Below are 26,087 nucleotides of genomic sequence, written 5' to 3'. Positions count from 1 at the left end.
GAGGCGCCGTGTGTCGTCGGTCAGTCGGCGGCAAGGCCCGCGACGGGAGACAGGCGGGCCGCCCGGCGAGCGGGCAGCACGGATGCCATGAGCCCGGCCGCGACGGCTACCGCCAGGACCAGCCCGATCTGGGCGACCGGCACGGAGGGGGTGACGGGGAGGGTCCCGCCCAGTGCCGACTGAGCGCCGAGCCAGCCGTAGAGGACCCCGAGCCCTGATCCGAGCAGCGACGCCACACCCGCGATGAGTACGGCCTCGACCGCGAGCATCCCGCGCAGCTGTCCCCGGGTGAGACCGAGGGCACGGAGCAGGGAGTTCTCCCGGCGCCTTTCCAGCACCGACAATGAGAGGGTGTTCGCGACGCCGATGAGTGCGATCAGCACGGCAACGGCGAGCAGGGCCGTCACGATCAGGAGCATGACGTCGATGACCTGGTTGTAGGCCGCGCGTTCGATCGCCGCACCTGTGACCTGGTACTCGGAGACTCCGGTCGCGTCCACGATGCTGGACTGGACATCGACGACGGCTTGCGCATCCCGTGCATCGTCCAGTTTGATCCAGAAGGTGGAGCCGAAGTATCCGGCGAGCTGTTCGTCCTCGGCTACCGGTTCAGTTCCGCCGGTATCCCCGAGATACGTCGCCAAGGCGTCGGTCGGCGCACCCCCGAGCTGCTGTGCCGTTCCGGTGGTGATCAACGGCAGGAAGAACGCCGCCCCGGTCGACGTGACCGGCAGGGTCCTTGCCCCATCAGCTGTCTCCAGGGTCACCTCCGGCTGCGTCCAGTCCTGCGGTGCCAGGACCATCCCGTCCGTGAGCTGTACTCCCTGGGAGCGTAGGACGTCGGCGATCTGCCCCGGATCCGCGGCGTAGACCAGCGCCCCGCCGTCGTCCGGGGAGGTGAGCAGGACGGGTGTGAGCTCGACGACCGTCCGGACGCCGTCGACGTCCAGGAGGGTCGGCACATCCACCCGCTGGGTCATCGGCTCTCCCGTTCCGTCCTGCGCGGACGCGGAACCAGAACCCGAGACAGCGAGGTCGACGGCGTAGTTCTCGTCGAGTTCGCGCTCGAGCGATACGCGGGCGGTCTGCGCACCGACCATCATCATGGTCACGAGCGTGACGCCGACCATCAGCGCAGCCGAGGACGACGTGGTGCGGGAGGGGTTCCGCACTGCATTGACCGATGCAAGGCTCCCCGGCACACCGAGGGGACGGGCCATTCTGCCGATCGCGGCGACGCTCCGAGGAACGAAGAACGGCGCGAGCAGGACGACGCCGAGGAAGGACACGGCACCGCCTGCGACGGCCGGGACGATCGCGGCCGAGACGGCTCCGAGCAGCAGGAGCATCCCGCCACCGACGAGGGCAGCGAGTCCGGCGGCCAGCCGGACCCGCCCACTCCTTGTCCCGACGGCAGTGGGTTCGATGGGACGGAGTGCGGCCAGAGGGGCGACCCGGGTGGCGGCCCGTGCGGGGACGAGCGCGGCGAGGAGTGTCATCAGTACGCCCACGGCGATTCCGATGGCCACGGCCGAGGGTGGCACAGCCAGCACGGCGAAGGAGCCGAAGTCCGTTCGCCGTGCGAGGCCCACGAGACCGGCCATCACACCGATCGCGAGGAGCACGCCGAGCACCGAGGACACGATCCCGACCACGGCGGCTTCGACGAGCACGGACATCCGGACCTGGCGTCGCTCGGCACCGATACAGCGCAGCAGGGCGAGCTCACGGGTCCGTTGTGCCACGAGGACCGAGAAGGTATTGGAGATCACGAGCCCGGCGACGATCACCGCGACGGCCGCGAACGCGAGGAGGATCCCCGTCAGCACATCCGTGCCACCCGAGAGCCGTGCCACGTCGACCGTCGTCTGCTCGGCGGCGGAACGTACGACGGCGTCCCCGGCGGTCGGCGACGCGGCCAGGACAGCAGTGACGGCCTCCGCAACCGGCGTCGGTTCTGCTTCGGGCACCAGGGCGAGCTGCACGTTGCGGAAGGCGGTCTCACCACCGTTGAGTTCGCGGACCAGGGCCGTGGAGGCCAGGACCTGCACCACTCCTGACTGCGTCGGATCGTCGCTCGGCAGGGTCAGGCCCGTGACGGTCAGGGCGTCGCCCAGGGAGGAGGGGGAAGCGCCGGCATCGACGGCGACCGTATCACCGGGTGTGACGTCCAGCCGCGCGGCAGAGGCCTCGTCCAGTGCCACCTGGCCGGGCTCCGACGGGTAGGTGCCCGTCATGAGCTGCGCGGTCTCCAGCTGTTCCGGCGCGGAGGCGGTGAGGACCGCGAGCGATGTCGTATCACCGGTCAGGAGCTGGGTGTGGGCGCGCTCGAGGCCGTGGACGACCTCCACGCCGGGCACGGCGGCGAGCTCGTCGGCCAGGTCGGCGGGCACGGCGCTGCCGTCGTCGACCGACACGATGAGGTCGGCCTTGGCGTACGACGCTCCGATGCTCTCGCTGAGGCTCGCTCGGGTGGTCGCGTTGACCATGAGTGTCGCCGAGAGGAAGGCGACACCGAGCATCACGGCGAGGCCGACGGCGATGAAGCGCCGGGAGTGGACGCGGATCTGTGCGAGGGCTACCTGCAGCATGTCAGGCCCCCAGTGTCGCGAGGGCGCTGAGGATGGCGTCGGGCGTGGACTGCTCGAGTTCTCCGACGAGTGCACCGTCCCTCATCAGCACGACACGGTCGGCATACGAGGCTGCCACCGGGTCGTGCGTGACCATGATGATGCTCTGGCCCATCTCGCGGCAGCTCCGGCGCAGCAGCGACAGCACCTCGGCGCCCGTCGCCGAGTCGAGATTGCCCGTCGGCTCGTCGCCGAAGATCACGTCGGGCCGCGTGAGGAGGGCGCGTGCGACGGCGACCCGCTGCTGCTGCCCACCCGAGAGCTCGTGGGGGCGGTGGGACAGGCGGTCCTCGAGTCCGAGCGAGGCCGAGATCTGCTGCAGCCAGGTGGTGTCCACCGTACCGCCGGCGAGCGCGACCGGCAGCGTGATGTTCTGCTCGGCGGTCAGGGTCGGCACGAGGTTGAAAGACTGGAAGACGAACCCGACGCGCTCGCGGCGGAGCCGGGTGAGTGCCGCATCCGGAAGACCGGTGATGTCGGTCCCACCGATCCAGAGGTGCCCTGAGTCGATGCTGTCCAGCCCGGCGAGGCAGTGCATCAGGGTCGACTTGCCCGACCCGGAGGGTCCCATGATCGCGGTGAAGCGTTCCCGGTCGAAGTCGAGTGAGATGTCCCGGAGTGCGTGGACGGCGGTCTCACCGCGGCCGTAGCTCTTGGAGACGCCGCGGGCAGCGACGGCAGCGGATGGAGCGGGGGAGGGGGAGCCCGTCAGGCTCCCGGGAAGATTCGTGGAAGTTGTCATGCTCCCACGCTATGGATCACGGCCTCCGGACGGATCGCCGCCAGGTCCCTCGTTCCGCGGTGCCGTCTCATCCCGGGGGATGAGCGGGGAGCGCGCCCACTGCGACCGCAGGTGCCCACCGACGGCCGTCGGCAGCGCGGCTGCGGTCAGGGGCGGACGATACCCGTCTCGTAGGCCATGACGACAGCCTGGACGCGGTCCCGTGCCTCGAGCTTCGCGAGGATGTGCCCTACGTGCGTCTTGACGGTCGCTTCCGAGAGGAACAGCTTCGCCGCGATCTCCGGATTGGACAGTCCCTGCGCGATAAGCTCGAACACTTCGCGCTCGCGGGCGGTCAGGCGCGCCACCGCTGCGGCATGCGCGTCCTGTGCAGGTGAAGGCTGCCGCAGCAGGGGCGCCACATGGTCCAGCAGCCGGCGCGTCGTCGAGGGCGCGATGACGGCGTCGCCGCGGTGCACGGTGCGGATCGCCTCGAGCAGTTCCTCCGGTGGCGCGTCCTTGAGCAGGAAGCCGCTGGCACCCGCGTGGATCGCCGACAGCGCGTACTCATCGAGGTCGAAGGTCGTCAGCACGACGATCCGCGGTCCCTGGGGCTCGCTGCTTCCCCCACGTGCCTGCCCGTTCCCCGCGAGGATGCGCCGCGTTGCCTCGATGCCGTCCATGCCCGGCATGCGCACATCCATCATGACCACATCGGCGCGCGTCACCGAGAGCGCGCGGACCGCTTCCTCTCCGTTGGCGGCCTCGCAGACGACCCGGAGATCGGGTTGGGAGTTGATGAGCATGGCGAAGCCGCTGCGCACCAGGTGCTGGTCGTCGACGATGGCGATGCGGATGGTGCCGCCGTCGCCGGTCGGGTCGGCAGTAGCCTGTGTTTCCGCTGTACCTGCTGTACTCACCACGATGCTCTCGTTCTCCTGTTTCTCTGCCTGCGTGTCCGCCTGCGTGTCCAACTGCGCCTACCTGTACCTCTACCTGTGCATCCACCGTCGTCCCGCCGTGTGAACCCTAGGCCTGCGTGTACGGGATGAACGCTTCCACGCGGTATCCGCCCCCGGTGCGTGGGCCGGCAACGACTGTCCCGTCGTAGAGCCGCACGCGCTCCGTCATGCCGGTGATCCCCTGGCCGGCGCCCGCGGTGGTCGGATCAGGAGCGGCTCCACGGCCGTCGTCGTCGACCGTGATGGTGAGCCCGCGGGGGCCGTAGTCGAGAGCCACCTCGGTCGTCGTGTCCGCACCCGCGTGCTTGAGCACGTTGGTGAGCGACTCCTGGATGACGCGGTACGCCGTGAGCTCGGCGCCCAGGGGCAGCTCCCTGCGCGGCGTGCCGACCCGACGGCACGCCACCCGGACGCCGGAGCGCCGTACCGACTGGATCAGCGCATCGATGTCGTCGAGCGTCGGCAACGGACGCGTCGAGGCGCTTTCGTCCCCGCGGAGCACGCCCAGCAGGCGCCGCATCTCGCGCAGCGACCCCCGGCCGGTGTCGGCGATCGTTCCGAGCGTCTGGACAGCCAGCTCGGGTGCCTGCGCGCTCGCGTACCGTGCTCCATCGGCCTGCGTGATGATGACGGACAGGGAATGCGCCACGATGTCGTGCATCTCGCGGGCTATGTGGCTCCGCTCATCGGCGGCGGCGAGGTCGCGCTCCTGCTGCCGCTCGACCTCCAGTCGACGGGTCCTGTCCTCGAGCGCCTGGTACGTCAGGCGACGCGACCGCGCCAGATCGCCCATGGTCCAGGCGAGCAGCACGAGCGATTCCACGAAGAAGAGCAGGATCAGGAACAGTGGCACCGTGGTGAGGATCGAATCACTCGCACTCACGCCCGTCAGTTCGCCGTACCGCACGAGGCCGACAGCCACCCCGGCGATAGCGAGACCGAGGCCGCCGAGGCTTGCCCAGCGGGGCCCGTAGGCTGCAAGCGTGTACAGCGTCACCAGGATCACGAACTGCGCCGGGACGGGTTCGATCCCCGTGATGAGCTGCAGCAACGAGATTCCCGCGATGATGCCGGCCGAGAGGATCACGCGCGAACGGCGCCATACCAGGGCTATCACAAGCGCCGCGGAGACCATGACGATCATGCCCACGCCCTGCACGCCGCCCGCGGCGAACGGCAGGACCAGGAAGACGAAGATCGCCAGTGCGAGGCAGGCATCGACGGTCCTGGGATGCGCACGTATCCAGCGTGCGAGCCTCAGGTGGATGTCCATGGGTACCAACTCTAGGTCGGCCGGCCGCGCCACCACATCCGACCATGGGTGGAGCCGTCTCATCCTGCGGACCGATTGTTGCCGGTCAAGGCCCTTTCCTAGGCTGGGAGCATGACTGACGCCCCGCACCGTATCGACCTCGCCGTCATCCCCGGAGACGGCATCGGCCCCGAAGTGACCGCCGAAGCGGTGAAGGTGCTGAGCGCCGTCGTCGATGGGGACGTCGAGCTCGCGCTCACCGAGTACGTGCTCGGAGCCGAACACTGGCTCGCCACGGGGGAGACACTGCCCGATGCCACGCTGGACAGGCTCCGCAGCCACGACGCCATCCTGTTCGGTGCGGTGGGCGCGGCCCCGGGGGACACCCGCATCCCGTCGGGACTCATCGAGCGGGAGTTCCTGCTGAAGCTCCGTTTCTCCCTGGACCACTTCGTGAACCTGCGCCCGTCGAAGCTGTACCCCGGTGTGGCGAGCCCCCTGGCTGATCCCGGTGTCATCGATTTCGTGGTCGTGCGCGAGGGCACGGAGGGCCCGTACACGGGCAACGGCGGTACGCTCCGTGGCGGTACGCCGCACGAGGTCGCCACCGAGGTGTCGCTCAACACCGCGCATGGCGTCGAGCGTGTCGTGCGGGACGCCTTCGCGCGCGCTGCCGCTCGACGGAAGAAACTGACGCTCGTGCACAAGCACAACGTCCTCGTGTACGCGGGCCACCTGTGGAAGCGCACCGTGGAGGCAGTCGCCGAGGAGTTCCCCGACGTCAGTCACGACTACCTGCACGTCGATGCGGCCATGATCTTCCTCGTCACGGACCCTTCGCGCTTCGACGTCATCGTGACGGACAACCTCTTCGGGGACATTGTGACGGACCTCGCTGCGGCGGTATCGGGGGGCATCGGCCTGGCGGCCTCGGCGAACCTCAACATGGATCGCACCGCGCCGTCCATGTTCGAGCCCGTCCATGGGTCTGCACCGGACATCGCGGGCCGGCAGGTCGCCGACCCCACGGCAGCGATCCTGTCCGCAGCCCTGCTGCTCCGTCACCTCGGGCACGACGCCCACGCCGGACGCATCGAAGCCGCTGTCGAGGCCGACATCGCCGCACACACGGGTGCGCGGAGCACCTCCGCGATCGGCGATGCTATTGCCGCTGCCGTGTCCTAAGGTGGTTACACATCATTAACCCAGTGCCACGGCACTGACCACCGATGGACGACGGCGGCCGTGCTGCCGGCGACATCCGTTCCAGCGCGGAGGAACCATGACAGCCACCGATACCCATTTTGCCCAGCACCTGTCGACGCAGCGCGCCTCGGCCGAGCAGCGCGAGGCGGTGCTGGCGAACCCGGGCTTCGGTAACTACTTCACCGACCACACGGCGATCGTCGACTTCAGTGTCGACGCGTCCGGTGTAGGAGTCTGGCACGGCGCCCGGCTCGAGCCCTACGGTCCGATCGCCCTGGACCCGGCGGCCGCGGTGCTGCACTACGGGCAGGAGATCTTCGAGGGCATGAAGGCCTACCGGCACGAGGACGGATCGGTCTGGACCTTCCGCGCCGACGCGAATGCCGCCCGACTGAACCGCTCGGCCGTGCGCCTCGCCCTGCCGCAGCTGCCCGAGGAGCTGTTTCTCGAGTCGCTGCGTCAGCTGGTGGCCGCGGACCAGGAGTGGATCCCCTCCGGCGATGGGGAGAGCCTGTACCTGCGCCCCTTCATGATCGCCACCGAGGCGTTCCTCGGGGTCCGGCCCGCACGCGAGGTCTCCTACCGCGTGATCGCCTCGCCGGCGGGCAATTACTTCGGCGGCGAGGTCAAGCCGGTCAACATCTGGGTCTCACGCACCTACGCTCGTGCCGGACGCGGCGGTACCGGTGCGGCGAAGGCCGGCGGCAACTACGCCTCGTCCCTGGCCGCGCAGCTCGAAGCCGAGGCGCACGGCTGCAAGCAGGTCCTGTTCCTGGACCAGTTCAATGACAATGCCGTCGAGGAACTCGGCGGCATGAATGTCTTCTTCGTCTTCCGCGACGGATCCCTCGTGACCCCCGCCCTGTCCGGGACCATCCTCGAGGGCGTCACGCGTTCCTCGATCATCCAGCTGGGAAGGGACCGCGGACTGAAGGTGAGCGAGCGCAAGATCACGCTGGACGAGTGGCGCGACGGCGTCGCCAGCGGGGACATCACCGAGGTCTTCGCGTGCGGCACCGCGGCCGTCATCACCCCCATCGGACAGTTGCGCGACGGCGACGAGTTCATCGGAGCGCCCGATGCGCAGGCAGGTGAGGTCACGATGTCCATCCGGAGTCAGCTGCTGGGGATCCAGACCGGAGCGGTCGAGGACGCCCACGGCTGGCTCACGCGCCTGGTCTGAGCACGCCGCCGCTCCGAGCCGACGCCGTCCGGTCCTGATGGGTCACGGCGTCGGCGAAGGGCGGCAGCACGTCCGTCGGCGCACGCGCATTCGCTCCGCGTCCGCTCGTGGCCGGAACCGTCGTCAGTGGGAGGAGATCGTCTCCGGACCGTCGATTCCCTCGCCCATGCGGAGGTGGCGTGTGGATGCGAGCAGTGCGGCGGCTTCCCCGGCCGGCAGCGGGCGGCTGAAGTAGTACCCCTGACCGCTCGCGCACCCCAGGGCCCGCAACTGGTTCGCCTGCTCGCGGGTCTCGATGCCCTCGAAGACCGCCTCGAGCCCCGCCGCGCGGATGAGTTGCAGGATCGCGGCCACGAACTCGAGCTGGCCAGCCCTCGTGTTGAGCTCGACGAGCAGGGAGCGGTCCACCTTCACCATGCTGACGGGGAGTTCCCGCAGGTAGCTGATGGAGGAATAGCCTGTCCCGAAATCGTCGATCTCTATGCCGACGCCGAGCTGCTGGAGGCTGAGCAGCGAATACATCTCGACCTCCCCGCGCGTCACGATCGCGGTCTCGGTGATTTCGACGACCAGGTTTCGGGCCGGCAGGTCGAGCTCACGCAGCAGGGTGCGGATATGGTCCACCAGGTCCAGTTGCTTGAGTTCGACGGCCGAGAGATTGACCCGCAGCTGGAAGTCGTCGTCGAGCGGGAAGTCCTTGCGCCACTGCGCCAGCTGGCGCAGGGACGCGGACATGACCCACCGGTCGAGGTCGTGGATGACCCCGATCTCCTCGGCGAGCGGGATGAAGGTGTCGGGCGGGATCAGCCCGCGCACGGGGTGCTGCCACCGCACCAGTACCTCGACCCCGAGGATCCGGTTCGTGGCGAGTTCCACCACGGGCTGGTAGTGGAGCACCAGCTCGTTGGCGCCGATGGCTCCGCGCAATTCCGTGGCCATCTGGCTCCGGAGCTGCCGCGAGTACAGCATGACGGGCTCGAAGACCTTGATGATGCTGCGGCCCTCGCGTTTTGCCGCATACATCGCAGTGTCGGCGTCCAGGAGCAGTTCCTCGGGCGATTGGTCCGGGGTTCCGAGCCGTACGCCGATGCTCGCCCGGGAGTGGACGTAGAGCGAGTCCAGCCTGATCTGTTCACCGAGGACCTCCAGGGCCCGGCCGGCCACCTGCATCGCGACATCCATGGTGGCACCGGGGAGGAGGATGGCGAACTCGTCGCCGCCCAACCGCGCCACCAGGTCACTCTCCCGGACCACGCTGGTGAGGCGTACGGCGACCTCCTGCAGGACCCGGTCACCGGCGTCGTGGCCGAAGCGGTCATTGACATTCTTGAAGCTGTCGAGGTCGAGGAGCAGGAGGGCCGGAGGGGGCGCTCCGTTCGCAGCCTGGCTCAGCGCCTCCTCGATGCCGTCCATCAGCGCCACTCGGTTCGCGAGCCCGGTGAGAGCGTCCGACATCGCCATCTTCATCATGTCGAGGTGCGCCTGGCGGAGCATGGCCGTCCGGCTCTCGACGCGCTTCTCGAACTGCTCGTAGACCTGTTCGAGTTCTTCGGCGAGGAGGTTCACGCCGGTGATGACGGCGTCGACTTCGTCCCTCGCGTTCGAGGGCTCGATCCGGCTGCTGAGTTCCCCCCGGGAGAGCCGCACGATGCTCTCGACCAGCAGTGCGAGTCGGGGGTCCTTGTGGTCAGCGCTCATCGGCTCCAGCGTACAGTCCGTCGAGCGTGGGTAGGGGAGCACGGGTGGAGCGCGTGTTCCCGCCGACGTCCACGCCCGGCATGGGTGAGCCCCGGCCGGGGTGGGAGTAATGGGGGAAAACGCCCGGCCCGACCAGGGCCTGAAGATGACTCTATGCCATCGGCGCCACGCGCTGGCGCCCGGCCGGTCGCCTACTCCTCCTTGACATCGCGCCTGACCGGTGCCGTGAGGTGGTGCTGCATCATGACTGCTGCTCCCGCAGGGTGTCCAGCAGGGCTCGGGCTGTTGCTGCCCGTTCGCGGGCACCCGACCGCAGGAAGAGCTGTTCGCTCTCCTCGAGGTGTACCGCGGCCTCCGCGTTGCTGGTACGCGCCGAGAGTGCCTGCCCTTGGAGGAAGTGGGCCTGCGCGGCGACGTGGGTCGCCAGGAGGTCCTGGTGGGCGATGACCTCGGACAGTTGGTCGATCGAGGCCTCGAACTGCCCGGTGAGGACGAGCCATTGCGCCCGGATCAGCTTCAGCTCGAGACGGTCACGCTCGGTTCCTCCGACGATGGAGCTGGCGAGTTCGGCCCGCTCGATGCACTCGAGCGTCTCGGGCTCGATAACACCCGCTGCGAGTCGGAAATCCGCCGATCCCCGATTGAATCGCGCCCACAGATCGAGGTCGTTCGTCGGTGACAGGGTCTTCGCTGCGAGCTCGTGGTAGGACACTCCCTCGGTGATGTGTTTGAGGAGGAAGGCCACGTTGCCGATAGCCCAGTAGGACTGGCCCGCGTACTTGTTGTCCGGGTTCTCATCGAGAAGTCCCGCGAGGTTGCGGCACTCCGTCCAGGCGTCCTCGAGCTGGCCACTTTCCGCCAGTGCGGCGATGAGGGCATTCTGGGCCTCGATGACGATGGCGTTGTGGTCCGGCTCGAGCCGAGCTTCCGCAACGGCACGACGCGCTGCCTCCACTGCTGTGGCGAGATCGCCGGTGCCCTGCAGGGCGAAAGCCCGCAGGGTGAACACCCGTGCGCTCAGTGCCCTCGACCGCCTGGTGAGAGGGTGCCCGGCAAGTTCATCTGCAACGAATCGGGACTCCTCCATGAGCCCTTGTTTCCTCAGGCATTCCCCGATCAGGAACGTAGCGTTCCACCAGCCGAGGTCGTCCCCGCCCTCGAGAGCCGCCGCCGCCAATTCCTCGGCCAGTTTCTGGGCTCCCGTGTAGTCCCGCTGGTTCCACGCGTCGCGGGCTCGTAGCTCGAGCAGCAACCGCTGGCCCGCCGCTTCTCCGTACATTCTGCGCACCTTCGGCTTCCGCGTTGATCGGGCAACTCGATCCCATTATTCGGGTTTTCGTCATCCGACCGCGATTCGGTCGGACAATACTTCAGAAAAAGGCCTCAAGAATGTTTAGAAGTGGCTGGAGTGGCTTACGATGATTGACGAGCCGCTCGTGGTATTGGGCGGTATCTCACCTCCACTGCCAATTCCACCCAAAGGACTCCTGCCATGAAGCGCATCACCTCCGCATTCCTCCTCGCAACCCTCATCATCACCGGCGGCGCCGCAGCAGCCAACGCGGCTCCGGCCAAGTCGGGCACCGTTGCTCCCGTCTCCTCTCCCGACCGTGTCGGATCCTGGCCCTTCTAGCCAACCGTCGGCGGGTCATCCCGTCAGTAGGGCGCAGGACCGCTGCACCGGTTGCAGAGCCGGTTCTGATACCGCGGGCACCCTCGTTTCTGGGGAGGGAGTGCCCGCGGTATTTTTTCGCGCTTCCTGCCCGACGCGAGCGTGACGCCTTTCCGGCGCCGGCGGGACGCATACCTGACGACGGCGTGACAACGGCGCGACGACGGGCGACTGCCGCTGTGCTGCTCCAGCGCTAGGCTTGGCTCCATGCGAATTGCACGCTTTGTCGTAAATGATGATCCATTGTTCGGTGTCGTGGAAGGAGCGCCCGGCAGCGAGGAAGTCGCTGTCATCCAGGGCGATCCTTTCTACGCCGGTGTCCAACTGACCGGAGCGCGCCACGCCCTGGACGACGTTAGGCTCCTCGCGCCCGTCATCCCCCGCAGCAAGGTGATTGGGATCGGGCGCAACTACGCCGATCACATCCAGGAAATGGGCAACGAGACGCCGGCCGCGCCGTTGATGTTCCTCAAGCCGAATACCTCGGTCATCGGCCCGGGTGACCCGGTCATGCTGCCGTCCTTCTCCGACCAGATCTCCTACGAGGCCGAACTGGCCGTCGTCATCGGCCGCATCTGCAAGGACGTTCCCATCGAGCGCGTCGACGACGTCGTCTTCGGCTACACCTGCGCGAACGACCTGACGGCGCGGGACGTCCAGAAGACGGACAACCAGTGGGCGCGGGCCAAGGGATTCGACACGTCCTGCCCGATCGGGCCCTGGATCGAGACCGACCTGGACCCCGAGAACCTGAGCATCCGTGGAACGCTCGACGGCGAACTCCGCCAGGACGGCTCGACCAGCGACATGATCTGGGGTGCCCGGGAGCTGGTGGCCTACGTCTCCCAGGCATTTACCCTGCTGCCCGGCGACATCATCCTCACGGGAACGCCCGCCGGCGTGGGCATGATCACCGACGGCCAGCGGTTCGACGTCGACATCGAAGGAATCGGACGGCTCTCCAACCCGGCGCGCCGATAGCCGTCACCGCCGTGGGGCCCGATCAGGGAGGCCCCGCGGCGTGCCGGGGCACCGACGGCCCTGACGCTCCCACCTAGACTGGGATCATCATGACTATTGCCGCAGACCTCCCCACTGTCACCGATGCCACACCCGTTCGGGTCCGGTTCTGCCCATCGCCGACCGGTACGCCCCATGTCGGCCTGATCAGGACCGCCCTGTTCAACTGGGCCTACGCACGCCATACCGGCGGGAAGCTGATCTTCCGCATCGAGGACACCGATGCCGCCCGTGACAGCGAGGAGAGCTACGAACAGCTCCTCGAAGCGATGAGGTGGCTCGGCATCGACTGGGACGAGGGAGTCGAGGTAGGAGGCCCGCACGCACCGTACCGGCAGTCGCAGCGCAGCGACCTGTACAGGGACGTCATCGATCGCCTCGTTGCAGCAGGCCACCTCTACGAGTCCTTCTCCACTCCGGACGAGGTGGAGGAACGGCACAGGGCGGCGGGGCGCGACGTCAAGCTCGGCTACGACAATTTCGACCGTGACCTTACGGAGGAGCAGAAGGACGCCTTCCGATCCGCCGGCCGTCCCGCGGTCCTGCGCCTGCGTATGCCGGACGAGGACATCACCTTCACGGATCTCGTGCGCGGCGACATCACGTTCCGCGCCGGCAGCGTTCCGGACTTCGCCGTCGTGCGCGCGAACGGCGCGCCGCTCTATACGCTCGTGAACCCGGTCGACGACGCCCTCATGGGCATCACGCACGTGCTGCGGGGGGAGGACCTTTTGTCCTCCACACCGCGACAGGTAGCCCTGTACCGTGCGCTGATCGACATCGGAGTAGCCCGCTACATGCCGCTGTTCGGGCACCTGCCGTACGTCATGGGCCAGGGCAACAAGAAGCTGTCCAAGCGTGATCCCGAGTCCAACCTCTTCCTGCACCGCGAGCGTGGGTTCATCCGGGAGGGCCTCCTCAACTATTTGTCGCTCCTCGGCTGGAGCCTGTCCGCCGATGAGGACATCTTCTTCGTGGAACAGCTGGTCGAAAAGTTCGACGTGCGCGATGTCCTCGCGAACCCGGCACGCTTCGACCTCAAGAAGGCCGAAGCGATCAACGGCACGCACGTGCGGCTCCTGGACCCGGCCGAGTTCCGATCGCGGCTCCTGCCGTACCTCGCTGCTGCCGGGGTCATCGGCGCCGATCCGACGGAGGACGAGCTCCGCATAGTGGCCGAGGCGGCTCCGCTCATCCAGGAACGCATCACCCTTCTGGGCGAGGCTCCGGAGATGCTCGCTTTCCTCTTCAAGGCGGATGACTCCATCGACATCGCGGACGACGCCCGCAAGGGATTGCCGGAGAATCTCGGCGAGGTCCTCGACGTGACCCTCGCTGCGCTCGAAGCCTGCCCGACCTGGGACTCCGAGGCCCTGCAGTCTGCTCTACGCAGCGCCCTCGTCGACACCCTCGGGCTCAAGCCGCGGCTCGCTTTCGGACCGCTGCGGACCGCTATCTCTGGCCGCCGGATCTCACCGCCCCTGTTCGAGTCGATGGTCATCCTCGGCCGGGATTCCTCGCTCGCCCGGGTCCGGGCACTCAGGGCGACGGTGGGCTGACCGATGATCGATCCGGACCGGCAGATGCAGGAGCCGACGGTCGGAGGGGCGCAGCGCGGCGTCGACGGCGTGCTGTTCGACATTGACGACACCCTGGTGGACCTCGAGCACGCCATGGGCCGGACGCTGCAGTCCATCCCCGATCCTGCCCTCAGCCACCTCAGCGACGATGACTGGGTGCGCTACAAGACCCTGTACACGACGGACCCGCAGAGGCACTACGACCGGTTCCTCGCGGGGGAGCTCACCTTCGAGGAGCAGCGGGTGCACCGCATCCGCCATGCCCGATCTGGCTTCACCCGCGAGCCGTTCCTGGGTCAGGCGGCCGATGCATGGGTGCGGGCCTACGAGAGGACGCTTCCGCTGCACTTCAGGGCGTACGACGACGTGGTGCCGCTGCTGGATGAGCTCGATGCGCGGGGAGTGCCCTACGGCGCTGTCAGCAACAACGTGCACGACTACCAGCGGGCCAAACTGGACCGTGCGGGACTGACGCGCATCAGGGTACTAGTGGGCATCGACACGGTCGGGGTGGCGAAGCCCGACCCGCGGATCTACCTGGAGGGAGCACGCCTGATCGGAGCCGATCCCTCACGCACGCTCTACGTCGGAGACAATCGGTTGATCGACGCGAAGGGGGCGCGGGCGGCCGGGCTGGTGGGGGTCTGGCTCGACCGCGCGGGGACCGGGTCGGAGGCGGGGGCACCTGGCGGGGTGCCGGATCGCCGGGCCGCGGACAGGGCGGCGGAGGTGCCACGCATCACGGGGCTGGACGCCGTTTTGCAGTTCATGGCCTCTGTCCGGTAAAGTTATTTCTCGGCGCGGAGCGGTTACGCGAGCGAAACCCAGCAGGATCGGGTCTTCGAAAAGTGCCATTGGGGTATGGTGTAATTGGCAACACACTGGTTTCTGGTACCAACATTCTAGGTTCGAGTCCTGGTACCCCAGCGCAATCCTGTTCATGGACAGGGTGGCAAAAGCAGTACAAAAGCAGTAGTAAGATGTACAAGTACTGGCCCCATCGTATAGCGGCCTAGTACGCTGCCCTCTCACGGCGGTAACGCGGGTTCGAATCCCGCTGGGGTCACAGCGTCCGCAAGGACATAAGGAAAGTCCCGGACATCATCACGATGTCCGGGACTTTCTGTCGTATGGGGTTGCCCGCCAGTTGTCGTCGGGGGCTGCTCACCAGCGGGAACCGCCGATGCGGCACGCCAGGGCTGGCATGATGGAGCCATGAGCGCACCCTCCCTGGCCGGCGAAGCCCGCGGGCTCTCCCCGCTGTTGCGCGAGGTGCAGGCCGCACTCGAGAACCTCGCATTCCCCCTGGCCCTCGCCAGTTCGGTCCAGGCGCGTGGATCCGCCGTGGCGGCCCGTGCCCAGCTCGACGACTACATCCTTCCCCGGCTGGCGAACCTCGACGCCCCGCTCGTCGCCGTCGTCGGCGGCTCGACGGGCGCCGGAAAGTCGACGCTGGTGAATGCGCTCGTCGGTCGCCCGGTCTCCGTGACGGGCGCGGTGCGTCCCACGACCCGCCAGCCCCTCCTGCTGCACCATCCGGAGGACGGCGCATGGTTCGACGACGAACGCATCCTGCCGTCACTCAGCCGCGTGCGCCTGAGTGATGACGCCGTGCAGCCGACCGACGTGCAGCCGATCGACGTGCGGCCGACCGACGCGCAGCCGAGGGATCCCGCGCAGCTGCCACGCCCGCATGCCGGGCCGGGACCGGACACCCTGCTGCTGCGGCCCACGCGCACCCTGCCGATCGGACTCGCACTGCTCGATGCTCCCGATGTCGACTCCATCGCGGACGAGAACCGGCGGCTCGCGGGGCAGTTGCTTGCGGCCGCGGACCTCTGGATCTTCGTCACGACGGCGAACCGCTACGCAGATGCGGTGCCGTGGAAGCTGCTGGCTGAAGCGGGGCGACGCGACGTCCTCGTGGCGGTCGTGCTCGATCGCGTTCCCCGCGGTGTCGAGGAGGAGATCCGGGGCGACCTGCTCACGCTGCTCTCCGCGGAGAACCTCGGACACGCCCCCATCTTCGTCGTCCCGGAAATGTCCCTCGGTCCGTCGCGCATGCTTCCCCCGGAGGCCGTCGAGCCCATCGCCCGCTGGTTGCAGGCGCTCGCCGCGGACGCGGAGGGCCGACGCGACATCGCGCGGCGCACGGTGAGGGGAGCCATGCGCGCGCTGGCAGGACGGATCGATTCCATCGCGGAGGCTGCGGAGCAGGAGCAGTCGGTCGGCAACGCCCTCCGGGCCTCGACCGACGATGCCTACCGGGACGCGCTCGCCGACGTCCTGGCGTCGACCGAGGATGGCAGGCTGCTGCGCGGCGAGGTCCTCGCCCGCTGGCAGGATTTCGTCGGCACCGGCGAGTTCATGCGCGGGCTCGAGACGAGGATCGGATGGGCCCGTGACCGGGTGAGCGCCTTCTTCACAGGTCGCCCGGCTCCGGCGGCCACCGTCGCCGACGCCATCGGCAGCGGTCTGCAGACGGTCATCGTGGAGCAGGCGGCACGGGCGGACGAGGCCACCCGGCGGCGCTGGAGGTCCGAGCACGCAGGCGCCGTGCTGCTCGAGAGCCTGCCTCCGTGGCGAGCCGACGACTTCTCGTCCGAGGTGGCCCGGGAGATCCGCGACTGGCAGCAGGACCTCCTGCACCTCGTGCAGGCCGAGGGCGCGGACAAGCGCTTCACCGCGCGCATGCTGTCCTTCGGCGTCAACGGCATCGCGGTGGCCCTCATGGTCGTCGTGTTCGCCTCCACCGGAGGACTCACCGGTGGCGAGATAGGAATCGCCGGAGCGTCGGCGATCGCAGGCCAGAAGCTCCTCGAGGCGGTCTTCGGGGACGACGCCGTCCGGCGCCTCACGGCGACAGCGCGGAAGAACCTGTCCCGGCGGGTGGAAGGCTTGATGGACAAGGAGCGGGCGTCCTTCGACCGGTGCCTGGAGCCACTGGCGCGTCAGACGTCGGCGGAGGCATTGCACGTGCTGGCCCATCAGCTCCGGACGGCCCTGCCGAGCGGGCAGCATACTGCAGCGGGGGAGGACGCGTGAGCCGACACCGGGGCGCGGTCGCCGAGACTCCACTGGCCACGTCGCTCACGGATGCGCTCGAGCGGTTGCAGACCGCCTATGAGCTCGGCCGGAACCGATTGCCCGAGGACGCGCTCGAACGGCTGCACGGGACGCTCGACAGGGCGGGCAGCCGGCGGTCGTTGTCAGCTGATCACACCGTCGTCGGGGTCTTCGGCCCGACGGGGAGCGGTAAGTCCTCGCTCGTCAACGCGTTGAGCGGCACGGCATCCGCACGTGTCGCCGCGAGGCGGCCGACGACGTCCGAGCCCCTTGCCCTTGTCTGGGGGGCCAAGGGGAGTGGGGAGTTGCTCGACTGGCTCGGGGTCACGCAGAGGGTGGAACTGCCCGACGGCGCACCACTCATCACCGGCTGGTCCGTGGACGGCGGCACCCGTGGACACCAGGAATCCCGCGATGCCTCCGCCCGTGCCGTCGATAACGCACGCACGGCAACGATGGGCGAGGCGCAGGCGGGCGGCAGGACGGACCCGCAGGAGCCAGCTCGTCGGGGCCTCTTCCGGTGGCGCCGCACTGCGGCGGCGTCGACGGCAAACGCGGGGAAGGGGGCCCACCGTCCTGGTGCGGCCGCGACGTCCGCTTCCTCCCTCGACCACGCTGATGCCGCAGGATCCGCTGGACGCGCCGACTCGACGCAGGTTCCCGGGCTGATCCTCCTGGATCTCCCGGACTTCGATTCGACCGCCGCCGCGCATCGCGAGATCGTCCAGCGGATGGCAGGTCAGGTCGACGTCCTGCTCTGGGTCGTCGATCCGCAGAAGTATGCCGACGCGGCGCTTCACCACGGGTTCCTGCGCGGACTGGCGACCCACGAGGCCGTGACCCTGATCGCCCTCAACCAAGCGGATCGCCTCGAGCCGCACGACCTCGATGCCGTCACGGGTTCGCTCGCCGACATCCTGGCCGGGGAGGGCCTCCCGGGCGTCGCCGTCCTTCCGGTATCCGCGCGAACCGGGATCGGCGTACCCGCGCTCGCCGACGAGATCCGGTCCCTTGCCGAGAGCAGGGCCGCCGCTACTCGCAGGCTGGCCGCGGACGCCTCCCTGGCGGCCGCGGAACTCCTCCCGTTCACTGCCGATCGACCGGTGGACGCGCCCTCCCAGCAGGCCCGTGCGGCGCTGTCCACGGACCTCGCCGCGGCTGCGGGAGTCCCGGTCGTCGTCGACGCCGTGACCCGCGCGTATCGTCGCGACGCCCATGCAGTCACGGGCTGGCCGGTGACGCGGTGGCTCGCCCGGTTCCGTCCGGACCCGCTCCGCCGGCTCAATCTGCGCCGTGACGATGTCCTTCCGGAGCTCCGGAGCTCGTCGCTTCCCCTCGTCCAGCCGGCGCAGGGAGCCCGGGTGGACCACGCGTTGCGGGTGTTCGGGGACTCATCGGCGAGTGGAGCCGTGGAGCCGTGGCACTCCTCCATCCGGGACGCCGCGCGCGGGACGGCGACCGATCTCAAGGACGCGCTCGATGCCGCAATCACCGGAACGGATCTCGAGACCGGGCGCCGGGGCTGGTGGGGCCTCTTCGGCGTCCTGCAGTGGATCATGTTCGTCGCCTTCGCTGCCGGCCTGGCATGGCTCGGGGTGCTGGCGGTCCTCGGCTTCCTGCAGCTGCCCACGATCGACGTCCCCCGGATCGAGGGTTTTCCGCTGCCCACGCTCCTGATCCTCGGCGGGCTGTCGGCCGGCGTCCTGCTCAGTGTCCTGGCTGCGTTGCTCGCCCGGTGGGGGGCGGCGCGGAGGGCTGCGCGGGTGCGCCGGCGGTTGCTCGCCTCCTGCGCCCAGGTGGTGCACGGCGTCGTGGTGCAGCCGGTCGGGAACGAGATCGAGCGCTGCAACGGCTTCCGGGCAGCGGTGCTGTCCGCACTGCAGCGCAGCTGACGGCGCCGCCGACTGCCTGCACGCCGACAGGACGACTGGCACCGGACCACGACGCTCGTCACTGTGGGGTTCACGTCGCTACGGCAGAAGGCGCAGGACTTTCTCCACCGTGTTGATGTTCCGTGTGGTGGAGGTCGACGCGTACCGCGTCCTGCCGAGCAGCTTCGCGAGGGGCACGTCGGTCGATCGGCCTTTGGGGGAGAACCAGGCGATGGCGGTGCCACCCTCGAGAACGGCAGGCCGTTCGCCGAGCCCGCGTGCCTCGTCGACGAATGCCTCCAGTTCCGCGGTGCCCGTGAACAGTGTCACGTAGGAGTGCATGTCGGCAGGGGCGCTCGATGCAGTACCGGGATCGACCCCCGGCCCCGGGTCGGAGCCCGCAGTCGCCGCTGCGGCTGGTTGCCCGGGCATCGACGCCGCGATCGCAGCGAGACCGGCGTGGTCGACCACGATGACCCAGGCCTCGTAGCCGAAACGGCGTCGCAACGCATCCTCCACGAGGTTCTTCAGCTCGGCAGCACCGAGACGTGAGGAACACGTGACGTTGCCGCTCGCGAGGACCGTGGCGACGTCGTGGACCGGAAGCCGGGTGAGTTCGTCGCGGAGCTCCGCCATGCGGACGGTGATGCCGCCGACGTTCACTCCGCGCAGGAAGATCGCGTAGTGCTTGTCCTCTCCCGTCACGCCTTTTCCCGCCATCTCAGTCATCTCAACCCGCCACCTCAGTCCGCCGCCTTCGCGACGGCGAGCGTCAGCTGGCGGGCGGCATCGGAGACGACCTCGGCGTGGATGCGTCCAGGCTGGCGGGTGAGCCGTTCCATCGGGCCGGAGATGGACACCGCGGCGATGACACGACCGGACGGGCCGCGGACCGGTGCCGAGACGGACGCCACGCCTGCCTCCCGTTCGCCGAGGCTCTGGGCCCAGCCGCGACGTCGGACGCCCGCGAGCACCGTGGGGGTGAAGCGTGCGTTCTGAAGTCCCTTGAGCAGTCGGTCGTGGTCCTCCCAGGCGAGGAGGCACTGCGCCGCAGAACCTGCCCTCATCGAGAGCTGGGTACCCACGGGGATGGTGTCGCGCAGGCCGACGGGGCGCTCGGCCGATGCGACGCATACGCGCCAGTCGCCCTGCCGACGGAAGAGCTGCGCGCTCTCTCCTGTCGCGTCGCGGAGACCGAGGAGGACGGGACCAGCAGCGGCGATCAGGCGATCCTCGCCGGCGGCCGACGCCAGTTCCACGAGCCTGCTCCCGAGCACGAAGCGACCCTGCATGTCGCGCCCGACGAGGCGGTGGTGGGCGAGCGCGAGGGCCAGCCGGTGAACTGTCGGGCGGGCGAGCCCCGTCGACGCGACGAGCTGGGCGAGTGTCGTCGGTCCGGCTTCGAGCGCATCGAGCACGAGTGCGGCCTTGTCGATGACTCCGACGCCGCTAGAATTGTCCATAGGATGATATTGCCGTCTCATTATCTGAGACGCAAGCCGCCCGGCTGGCACTCCTCCGGGAGCGCTGGTTGAGTGGAACCACGGATCGCGGCCGGGGCACACCCCGGGGTCGCGGCTTCGCCGGAACAGAAAAGGACGATCGTCATGGGCAAGACACTGGCAGAGAAGGTCTGGGACGCACATGTCGTCCGCAAGGGCGAGGTCGTCGGGGACGAAGCGCAGCCCGACCTCCTGTACATCGACCTGCACCTCGTGCACGAGGTGACGTCGCCGCAGGCCTTCGAGGGACTCCGGCTTGCCAACCGTCCCCTCCGCCGCCCCGACCTGACGATCGCCACGGAAGACCACAACACGCCCACGGTGGACATCGACAAGCCGATCGCCGACCTCACCAGCCGGACGCAGATCGAGACACTGCGGGCGAACTGCCGGGAGTTCGGCGTCCGCCTGCACTCCCTGGGTGACGCGGAGCAGGGAATCGTGCACGTCGTCGGACCTCAGCTCGGGCTGACGCAGCCGGGACTGACCGTCGTGTGCGGCGATTCGCACACCTCCACCCACGGCGCTTTCGGAGCGCTGGCGATGGGCATCGGCACCTCCGAGGTGGAGCACGTGATGGCGACGCAGACGCTCTCGCTCAAGCCGTTCAAGACCATGGGCATCACGGTCGAGGGGACCCTCAAGCCGGGCGTCACCTCGAAGGACATCATCCTGGCCATCATCGCGAAGATCGGTACCGGAGGCGGTCAGGGGTACGTCCTCGAGTACCGTGGGTCGGCCATCCGGTCCCTGTCGATGGAAGCCCGCATGACGATCTGCAACATGTCGATCGAGGCCGGGGCGCGCGCGGGCATGGTGGCGCCCGACGACACGACCTTCGAGTACCTGCGCGACCGTCCCCACGCGCCCCAGGGCGAGGACTGGGACGCCGCCGTCGCGGACTGGCGCGAACTGCGCACCGACGACGACGCCGTCTTCGATGCCGAGGTCTTCCTCGACGCTGACGACCTCGAGCCCTTCGTCACCTGGGGCACCAATCCCGGTCAGGGTGTCTCCCTCTCGCAGGCCGTCCCCTCACCCGACGACTTCGCCGACGAGAACGACAAGGCCGCCTGCACCCGGGCCCTCGACTACATGGCACTCGAACCCGGCACCCCGATGAAGGACATCCGCGTCGACACGGTGTTCCTGGGCTCCTGCACCAACAGCCGGATCGAGGACCTCCGGATCGCGGCGGACATCATCCGCGGCAGGGAGAAGGACCCCGCGATCCGCATGATGGTGGTACCCGGCTCGGCCCGCGTGCGGCTTCAGGCCGAGGCCGAGGGACTGGACCGCGTGTTCAAGGACTTCGGTGCCGAGTGGAGGTTCGCCGGCTGCTCCATGTGCCTCGGGATGAACCCGGACCAGCTGGCGCCGGGGGAGCGCTGCGCCTCGACCTCGAACCGCAACTTCGAAGGACGCCAGGGCAAGGGCGGAAGGACGCACCTGGTCTCGCCCGTCGTCGCCGCCGCGACCGCTGTCCGCGGCACCCTCAGTTCACCGTCGGACCTGGAACCCCTGCCGCGCGGCACCGGGGCCCATGCCGCCGCATCCACCGTTCCCGCTGCTTAGGAAGCCCGCCATGGAAAAGATCACCACCCACACCGGCATCGGCGTCCCGCTGCGCCAGAGCAACATCGACACGGACCAGATCATCCCCGCGGTGTACCTGAAGCGGATCACACGGACGGGCTTCGAGGATGCCCTTTTCGCGGCCTGGCGCAAGGAGGAGGGCTTCATCCTCAATCGTGAGCCCTACTCCCGTGGCTCCGTGCTCGTCGCCGGGCCGGACTTCGGCACCGGGTCCTCCCGGGAACATGCTGTCTGGGCACTGAAGGACTACGGTTTCAAGGCCGTCCTGTCCTCGCGGTTCGCCGACATCTTCCGCGGCAACTCGGGCAAGCAGGGGCTCGTCGCCGCGCAGGTCGCCCAGGACGACATCGAACTGATCTGGAAGATCCTCGAGAACGAGCCCGGCGCCACTGTGACGGTGGACCTGGAGTCGCGCAGCGTCCAGTGCGGCTCCGTCAGCGCGCCCTTCCAGCTGGACGACTACACGCGGTGGCGCCTGCTCGAGGGGCTGGACGACATCGGTCTGACGCTTCGCCAGGAAGAGCACATCACGGCCTTCGAGTCCCGTCGCCCGTCCTACAAGCCGACCACGCTTCCCGCCCGCACCTGAGATCCGGCACCCTGCGGGCTCGCTCCGGGGGTTCGAGAGCCGTGGTGTCGCGCACCTCACAGCGGCCGGGCGCACGTGTGCGGAATGACGACGCACCTGCACGGGTTCCTACCAGTGAACAGGGAGTGCGCGAAGTACCCTTGTATTTCTGTCTGCTTCGGGGTGCTCCTATGCTTGGAACGAGCATTTTCAGAGTCCGCTGGGGTTCAACGTATGAGGAAAATAGGTATTCATGGGTAGCGTTCTGACCATTCGCGGCGGCATTCCGTTGACGGGCAAGGTTTTCGTCCGCGGTGCGAAGAACCTCGTACCGAAGGCGATGGTGGCATCGCTCCTGGGCAACACGCCCTCGGTACTGCGCAATGTTCCTGAGATCAAGGACGTCGACGTCGTCACGAGCCTCCTGCAGCTGCATGGCGTCAAGGTGACGAAGGACCCCGTCACGGGCGACCTCACGATGGATCCGAGCGACGCGAAGATGGCCCGCTCGAAGGACATCGACGCACACGCCGGCGACTCGCGTATCCCCATCCTCTTCTGCGGGCCCCTGATGCACAGCATCGGCGAGGCCTTCATCCCCGACCTCGGCGGATGCAAGATCGGCGATCGGCCCATCGACTACCACCTCGAGGTGCTCCGCAACTTCGGTGCCGTCGTCGACAAGCGCCCCGGCGGCATCTCGATCTCCGCGCCTAAGGGCCTGCACGGCGCGAAGCTCACGCTTCCCTACCCCAGCGTCGGAGCCACCGAGCAGGTGCTGCTGACCGCCATCCGCGCTGAAGGTATCACCGAGCTCTCCGGTGCCGCCGTCGAGCCCGAGATCATGGATCTCATCGCGGTGCTGCAGAAGATGGGGGCGATCATCACGGTGCAGACGGACCGGGTGATCCGCATCGAGGGTGTCAAGGAGCTGACGGGCTACAACCACAAGGCGATCTCGGACCGCAATGAGACGGCGTCGTGGGCTTCGGCCGCGCTCGTCACCAAGGGTGACATCTACGTCGAGGGCGCACGCCAGCTCGACCTCACCGCCTTCCTCAACACCTACCGCAAGATCGGCGGCGCCTTCGACGTCGACGACGACGGCATCCGCTTCTACCACCCGGGCGGCCCGCTGACCCCGCTGGTGCTCGAGACGGACGTGCACCCCGGGTTCATGACGGACTGGCAGCAGCCGCTCGTCGTCGCCCTCACGCAGGCCTCCGGCGTGTCGATCGTCCACGAGACGGTGTACGAGAACAGGTTCGGCTTCACCGAGGCCCTCATCCGCATGGGGGCGAACATCCAGGTGCACCGTGAGTGCCTCGGGAGCGTGCCCTGCCGATTCGGGCAGCGCAACTTCCTCCACTCCGCGGTGATCTCCGGACCGACGCAGCTCCACGGAGCCGACATCGACATCCCCGACCTGCGGGGCGGATTCAGCCACCTCATCGCCGCACTCGCGGCCGAGGGAGTCTCTCGCGTGACCGGCATCGAGCTGATCAATCGCGGCTACGAGCGGTTCCAGGACAAGCTCGAGGGACTGGGCGCCGACTTCGACATCACGGAGGACGCCCCGGCTGCCGCCGTGACAATCTCCTAGGCGGTCCCGGCGATGGGGGAGCCCAAGGGCTCGCGCGCCATGTTCACATTCCTCGCCTCCTGGGTGCGGCCCGTGATGAACGCGCTGATGGGCAAGGAGTGGCACGGCCAGGAGAGGCTGCCGCGCGGCGCAGGAGTGATTGTCTGCCCCAACCACGTCACCGAGATCGATCCGGTGGTGGTGGGGCACTTCCTGTACAACCAGGGCATCATGCCGCACTTCCTCGCGAAGGCGTCGCTGTTCAAGGTGCCCGTCATCGGCTGGATCCTGAGGACCATCCGGCAGATCCCGGTAGAGCGCGTCTCGGCGGGAGCGAACCGGTCGCTGGAGGCAGCCCGGGACGTCCTGGCCGACGGGGGCGGCATCATCATCTACCCGGAGGGTACGCTCACCCGCGACCCCGACATGTGGCCCATGAAGGGCAGGACGGGCGCCGCGCGCCTCGCGCTGCAGACCGGTGCACCCGTTGTCCCGATCGCACAGTGGGGAGCGCACGAGGTCTTCCCCCGGTATGCCAAGCGTTTCTACCTCGTGCCGCGGAAGCGCGCGCGCGTGCTCGTCGGCGACCCCGTGGATCTCAGTGAGTTCCAGGGCGCGCCGCTGACCCGTACCACCCTCGAGGCCGCAACGGACCGCATCATCGATGCGATCACCGAGCTCCTGGCCGAGCTGCGCGGCGAGACACCGCCCAGCGAGCGCTGGGATCCGGCACAGAAGCAGCAGGAGCGGATGGGCCGCGGTCCCGAAACTCCGAACGGCGACGCGACCGGGCCTGCCGTTCCGCACGGCTCCGCCCCTGAGGACGGCGCCGCCCCTGAAGACGGTGCTGCCCGTCGGAACGGCGTGCCCGATGTCCCCGGTGCGCCCCCGGCCGGAGGAGCAGCCTGATGAGCGAAGCATCACCCGGGGTGCCGAACGGCGTGGACCGGAGGCGGCAGCCGGCGAAGATCGCGGTGCTCGGTTCCGGGAGCTGGGGAACGACGTTCGCGAAGGTGCTCGCGGACGCGTCAGCGAGCACGGACATCATGCTCTGGTCCCGGCGTTCCGAAGTGGCGGACGAGATCACGTCGGAGCACCGCAATTCGCGGTATCTCGGCGACATCAGGCTCCCGTCGAACGTCAGTGCGTCGGTCGACGTCGACGCGGTCCTCGCGGGGAGCGACCTCGTGGTGCTGGCTGTCCCGGCGCAGACACTGCGTGCGCAACTTCCGGAATGGCGCCCGCTCATCCCCGCACACGCCGTCGTCGTCTCGCTGATGAAGGGGCTCGAGGTCGGCACGGACGCGCGGATGAGCGAGGTGATCGCGGAGGAACTCGCACTGCCGGCGGAGCGGATCGCTGTCGTCTCCGGACCCAACCTCGCCATGGAGATCGCGCGGGAGGAGCCGACGGCGTCCGTCGTCGCGTGTCCCGACCACGACACGGCGACCTGGATCGCGGCGGCCTGCACGGCGTCCTACTTCCGGCCCTACACGTCCACCGACGTGATCGGTGTCGAGATCGGGGGCATCGTGAAGAATGTCATCGCACTCGCCGTCGGGATCTGCGAAGGGCGACGGATGGGCGACAACACCAAGGCGTCCGTCATCACACGCGGGCTCGCAGAGACCACGCGTCTGGCCGTCGCTCTGGGTGGGCGGCCGGAGACGATGGCCGGGCTCGCCGGCATGGGAGACCTGATCGCCACCTGCTCGTCCGCGCTCTCGCGCAACCACACCGCCGGGCACCTCCTGGGTCAGGGTCTCACCCTCGACCAGGTGACGGTGAGGATGAACCAGACGGCGGAGGGGATCAAGTCCGCGCAGGCCGTCCTGGACTCCGCGACCAAGCTGGGCGTCGACATGCCCATCACCGCGAGCGTGGTGGCCGTCCTGCAGGGGCGCTTGTCCGTCAACGACCTCGGGCCGCGCCTGCTGGCCCGCCACCTCAAGCCGGAAGGCGATCGCGCACCGTGACC

The 26,087-nt window shown here is 68.5% G+C and carries 21 protein-coding genes and 2 tRNA genes; 15 read left to right on the top strand and 8 right to left on the bottom strand.

All coding sequences use genetic code 11. The features are described from left to right. Positions 1–20: 20 nt before the first annotated feature. From CXQ96_RS10465 to CXQ96_RS10450, 4 genes are all read right to left on the bottom strand, one after another. Positions 21–2,591, bottom strand: a complete 2,571-nt coding sequence (locus CXQ96_RS10465; protein ID WP_104117987.1) for an ABC transporter permease — start codon at positions 2,589–2,591, stop codon at positions 21–23. Position 2,592: 1 nt separating this feature from the next. Continuing rightward, the gene (locus tag CXQ96_RS10460) at positions 2,593–3,372 is read right to left on the bottom strand and encodes an ABC transporter ATP-binding protein (protein ID WP_104117986.1); all 780 of its coding nucleotides are present in this window, start codon (positions 3,370–3,372) and stop codon (positions 2,593–2,595) included. Between the two features lie 146 nt (positions 3,373–3,518). Then, positions 3,519–4,202 carry a response regulator transcription factor gene (locus tag CXQ96_RS10455; RefSeq protein WP_104118131.1) on the bottom strand — a complete coding sequence of 228 codons (684 nt, stop codon included), beginning with the start codon at positions 4,200–4,202 and terminating at the stop codon, positions 3,519–3,521. A 178-nt stretch (positions 4,203–4,380) separates the two neighbouring features. Further along, positions 4,381–5,586 (bottom strand): sensor histidine kinase, encoded by a 1,206-nt coding sequence (locus CXQ96_RS10450; RefSeq protein ID WP_104117985.1) that lies wholly within the window; start codon positions 5,584–5,586, stop codon positions 4,381–4,383. A gap of 111 nt (positions 5,587–5,697) precedes the next feature. On the opposite strand from CXQ96_RS10450, the gene CXQ96_RS10445 reads away from it, so the two are divergent. After that, positions 5,698–6,750: a 3-isopropylmalate dehydrogenase gene (locus CXQ96_RS10445; RefSeq protein WP_104117984.1), complete on the top strand. Its 1,053-nt coding sequence runs from the start codon at positions 5,698–5,700 to the stop codon at positions 6,748–6,750. A gap of 97 nt (positions 6,751–6,847) precedes the next feature. Further along, positions 6,848–7,954, top strand: coding sequence for a branched-chain amino acid aminotransferase (locus CXQ96_RS10440; RefSeq protein WP_104117983.1), 1,107 nt, complete (start codon positions 6,848–6,850; stop codon positions 7,952–7,954). Between the two features lie 123 nt (positions 7,955–8,077). Here CXQ96_RS10440 and CXQ96_RS10435 read toward each other — a convergent pair whose 3' ends face one another. Both CXQ96_RS10435 and CXQ96_RS10430 read right to left on the bottom strand, forming a co-directional pair. After that, positions 8,078–9,652 carry a bifunctional diguanylate cyclase/phosphodiesterase gene (locus CXQ96_RS10435; protein WP_104117982.1) on the bottom strand — a complete coding sequence of 525 codons (1,575 nt, stop codon included), beginning with the start codon at positions 9,650–9,652 and terminating at the stop codon, positions 8,078–8,080. A 241-nt stretch (positions 9,653–9,893) separates the two neighbouring features. After that, positions 9,894–10,931: a hypothetical protein gene (locus tag CXQ96_RS10430; RefSeq protein ID WP_104117981.1), complete on the bottom strand. Its 1,038-nt coding sequence runs from the start codon at positions 10,929–10,931 to the stop codon at positions 9,894–9,896. Between the two features lie 213 nt (positions 10,932–11,144). On the opposite strand from CXQ96_RS10430, the gene CXQ96_RS18420 reads away from it, so the two are divergent. From CXQ96_RS18420 to CXQ96_RS10395, 8 genes are all read left to right on the top strand, one after another. Next, positions 11,145–11,285 carry a hypothetical protein gene (locus CXQ96_RS18420; protein WP_181036427.1) on the top strand — a complete coding sequence of 47 codons (141 nt, stop codon included), beginning with the start codon at positions 11,145–11,147 and terminating at the stop codon, positions 11,283–11,285. Between the two features lie 246 nt (positions 11,286–11,531). Continuing rightward, positions 11,532–12,305 carry a fumarylacetoacetate hydrolase family protein gene (locus CXQ96_RS10425; protein ID WP_104117980.1) on the top strand — a complete coding sequence of 258 codons (774 nt, stop codon included), beginning with the start codon at positions 11,532–11,534 and terminating at the stop codon, positions 12,303–12,305. 89 nt (positions 12,306–12,394) lie between these two features. Further along, positions 12,395–13,903 carry a glutamate--tRNA ligase gene (gene gltX, locus CXQ96_RS10420; protein WP_104117979.1) on the top strand — a complete coding sequence of 503 codons (1,509 nt, stop codon included), beginning with the start codon at positions 12,395–12,397 and terminating at the stop codon, positions 13,901–13,903. Positions 13,904–13,906: 3 nt separating this feature from the next. Further along, the gene (locus CXQ96_RS10415) at positions 13,907–14,710 is read left to right on the top strand and encodes an HAD family hydrolase (protein WP_258059035.1); all 804 of its coding nucleotides are present in this window, start codon (positions 13,907–13,909) and stop codon (positions 14,708–14,710) included. Between the two features lie 69 nt (positions 14,711–14,779). Continuing rightward, a tRNA-Gln gene (locus tag CXQ96_RS10410) sits at positions 14,780–14,851 on the top strand. 66 nt (positions 14,852–14,917) lie between these two features. Beyond that, positions 14,918–14,990 (top strand) — tRNA-Glu (locus CXQ96_RS10405). 149 nt (positions 14,991–15,139) lie between these two features. Next, a complete protein-coding gene (locus CXQ96_RS10400; RefSeq protein ID WP_104117978.1) occupies positions 15,140–16,969 on the top strand; it encodes a dynamin family protein in 1,830 nt (609 codons plus the stop codon). Then, the gene (locus CXQ96_RS10395; RefSeq protein WP_104117977.1) at positions 16,966–18,882 is read left to right on the top strand and encodes a dynamin family protein; all 1,917 of its coding nucleotides are present in this window, start codon (positions 16,966–16,968) and stop codon (positions 18,880–18,882) included. Before CXQ96_RS10400 ends, CXQ96_RS10395 begins: the two co-directional genes overlap by 4 nt. A gap of 78 nt (positions 18,883–18,960) precedes the next feature. Here CXQ96_RS10395 and CXQ96_RS10390 read toward each other — a convergent pair whose 3' ends face one another. Together CXQ96_RS10390 and CXQ96_RS10385 are read right to left on the bottom strand one after the other, a co-directional pair. Next, positions 18,961–19,590, bottom strand: a complete 630-nt coding sequence (locus CXQ96_RS10390) for a DUF1697 domain-containing protein (RefSeq protein WP_104117976.1) — start codon at positions 19,588–19,590, stop codon at positions 18,961–18,963. Between the two features lie 14 nt (positions 19,591–19,604). Further along, positions 19,605–20,324, bottom strand: coding sequence for an IclR family transcriptional regulator (locus CXQ96_RS10385; protein ID WP_104117975.1), 720 nt, complete (start codon positions 20,322–20,324; stop codon positions 19,605–19,607). Positions 20,325–20,468: 144 nt separating this feature from the next. Between CXQ96_RS10385 and leuC the strand changes: the two genes are divergently transcribed. The 5 genes from leuC (at position 20,469) to CXQ96_RS10360 (ending at position 26,085) form a co-directional block, all read left to right on the top strand. Continuing rightward, on the top strand, positions 20,469–21,938 hold the full coding sequence (gene leuC, locus CXQ96_RS10380) for a 3-isopropylmalate dehydratase large subunit (RefSeq protein ID WP_104117974.1): 1,470 nt from the start codon (positions 20,469–20,471) through the stop codon (positions 21,936–21,938). A 10-nt stretch (positions 21,939–21,948) separates the two neighbouring features. Further along, on the top strand, positions 21,949–22,548 hold the full coding sequence (gene leuD, locus CXQ96_RS10375; RefSeq protein WP_104117973.1) for a 3-isopropylmalate dehydratase small subunit: 600 nt from the start codon (positions 21,949–21,951) through the stop codon (positions 22,546–22,548). 232 nt (positions 22,549–22,780) lie between these two features. After that, entirely contained in the window at positions 22,781–24,130 is a 1,350-nt protein-coding gene (gene murA / locus CXQ96_RS10370) for a UDP-N-acetylglucosamine 1-carboxyvinyltransferase (RefSeq protein WP_104117972.1), read from the top strand. A 12-nt stretch (positions 24,131–24,142) separates the two neighbouring features. Beyond that, the gene (locus tag CXQ96_RS10365) at positions 24,143–25,018 is read left to right on the top strand and encodes a 1-acyl-sn-glycerol-3-phosphate acyltransferase (protein ID WP_104117971.1); all 876 of its coding nucleotides are present in this window, start codon (positions 24,143–24,145) and stop codon (positions 25,016–25,018) included. Then, the gene (locus CXQ96_RS10360; protein WP_104117970.1) at positions 25,018–26,085 is read left to right on the top strand and encodes an NAD(P)H-dependent glycerol-3-phosphate dehydrogenase; all 1,068 of its coding nucleotides are present in this window, start codon (positions 25,018–25,020) and stop codon (positions 26,083–26,085) included. Before CXQ96_RS10365 ends, CXQ96_RS10360 begins: the two co-directional genes overlap by 1 nt. Positions 26,086–26,087: the final 2 nt, after the last annotated feature.

Source organism: Arthrobacter sp. B1805, assembly GCF_002929745.1.
Classification (GTDB): Bacteria; Actinomycetota; Actinomycetes; order Actinomycetales; family Micrococcaceae; genus Arthrobacter_D.
Note: the sequence above shows the minus strand (reverse complement) of the source record. Positions and strands in the feature narration are given on the sequence as shown.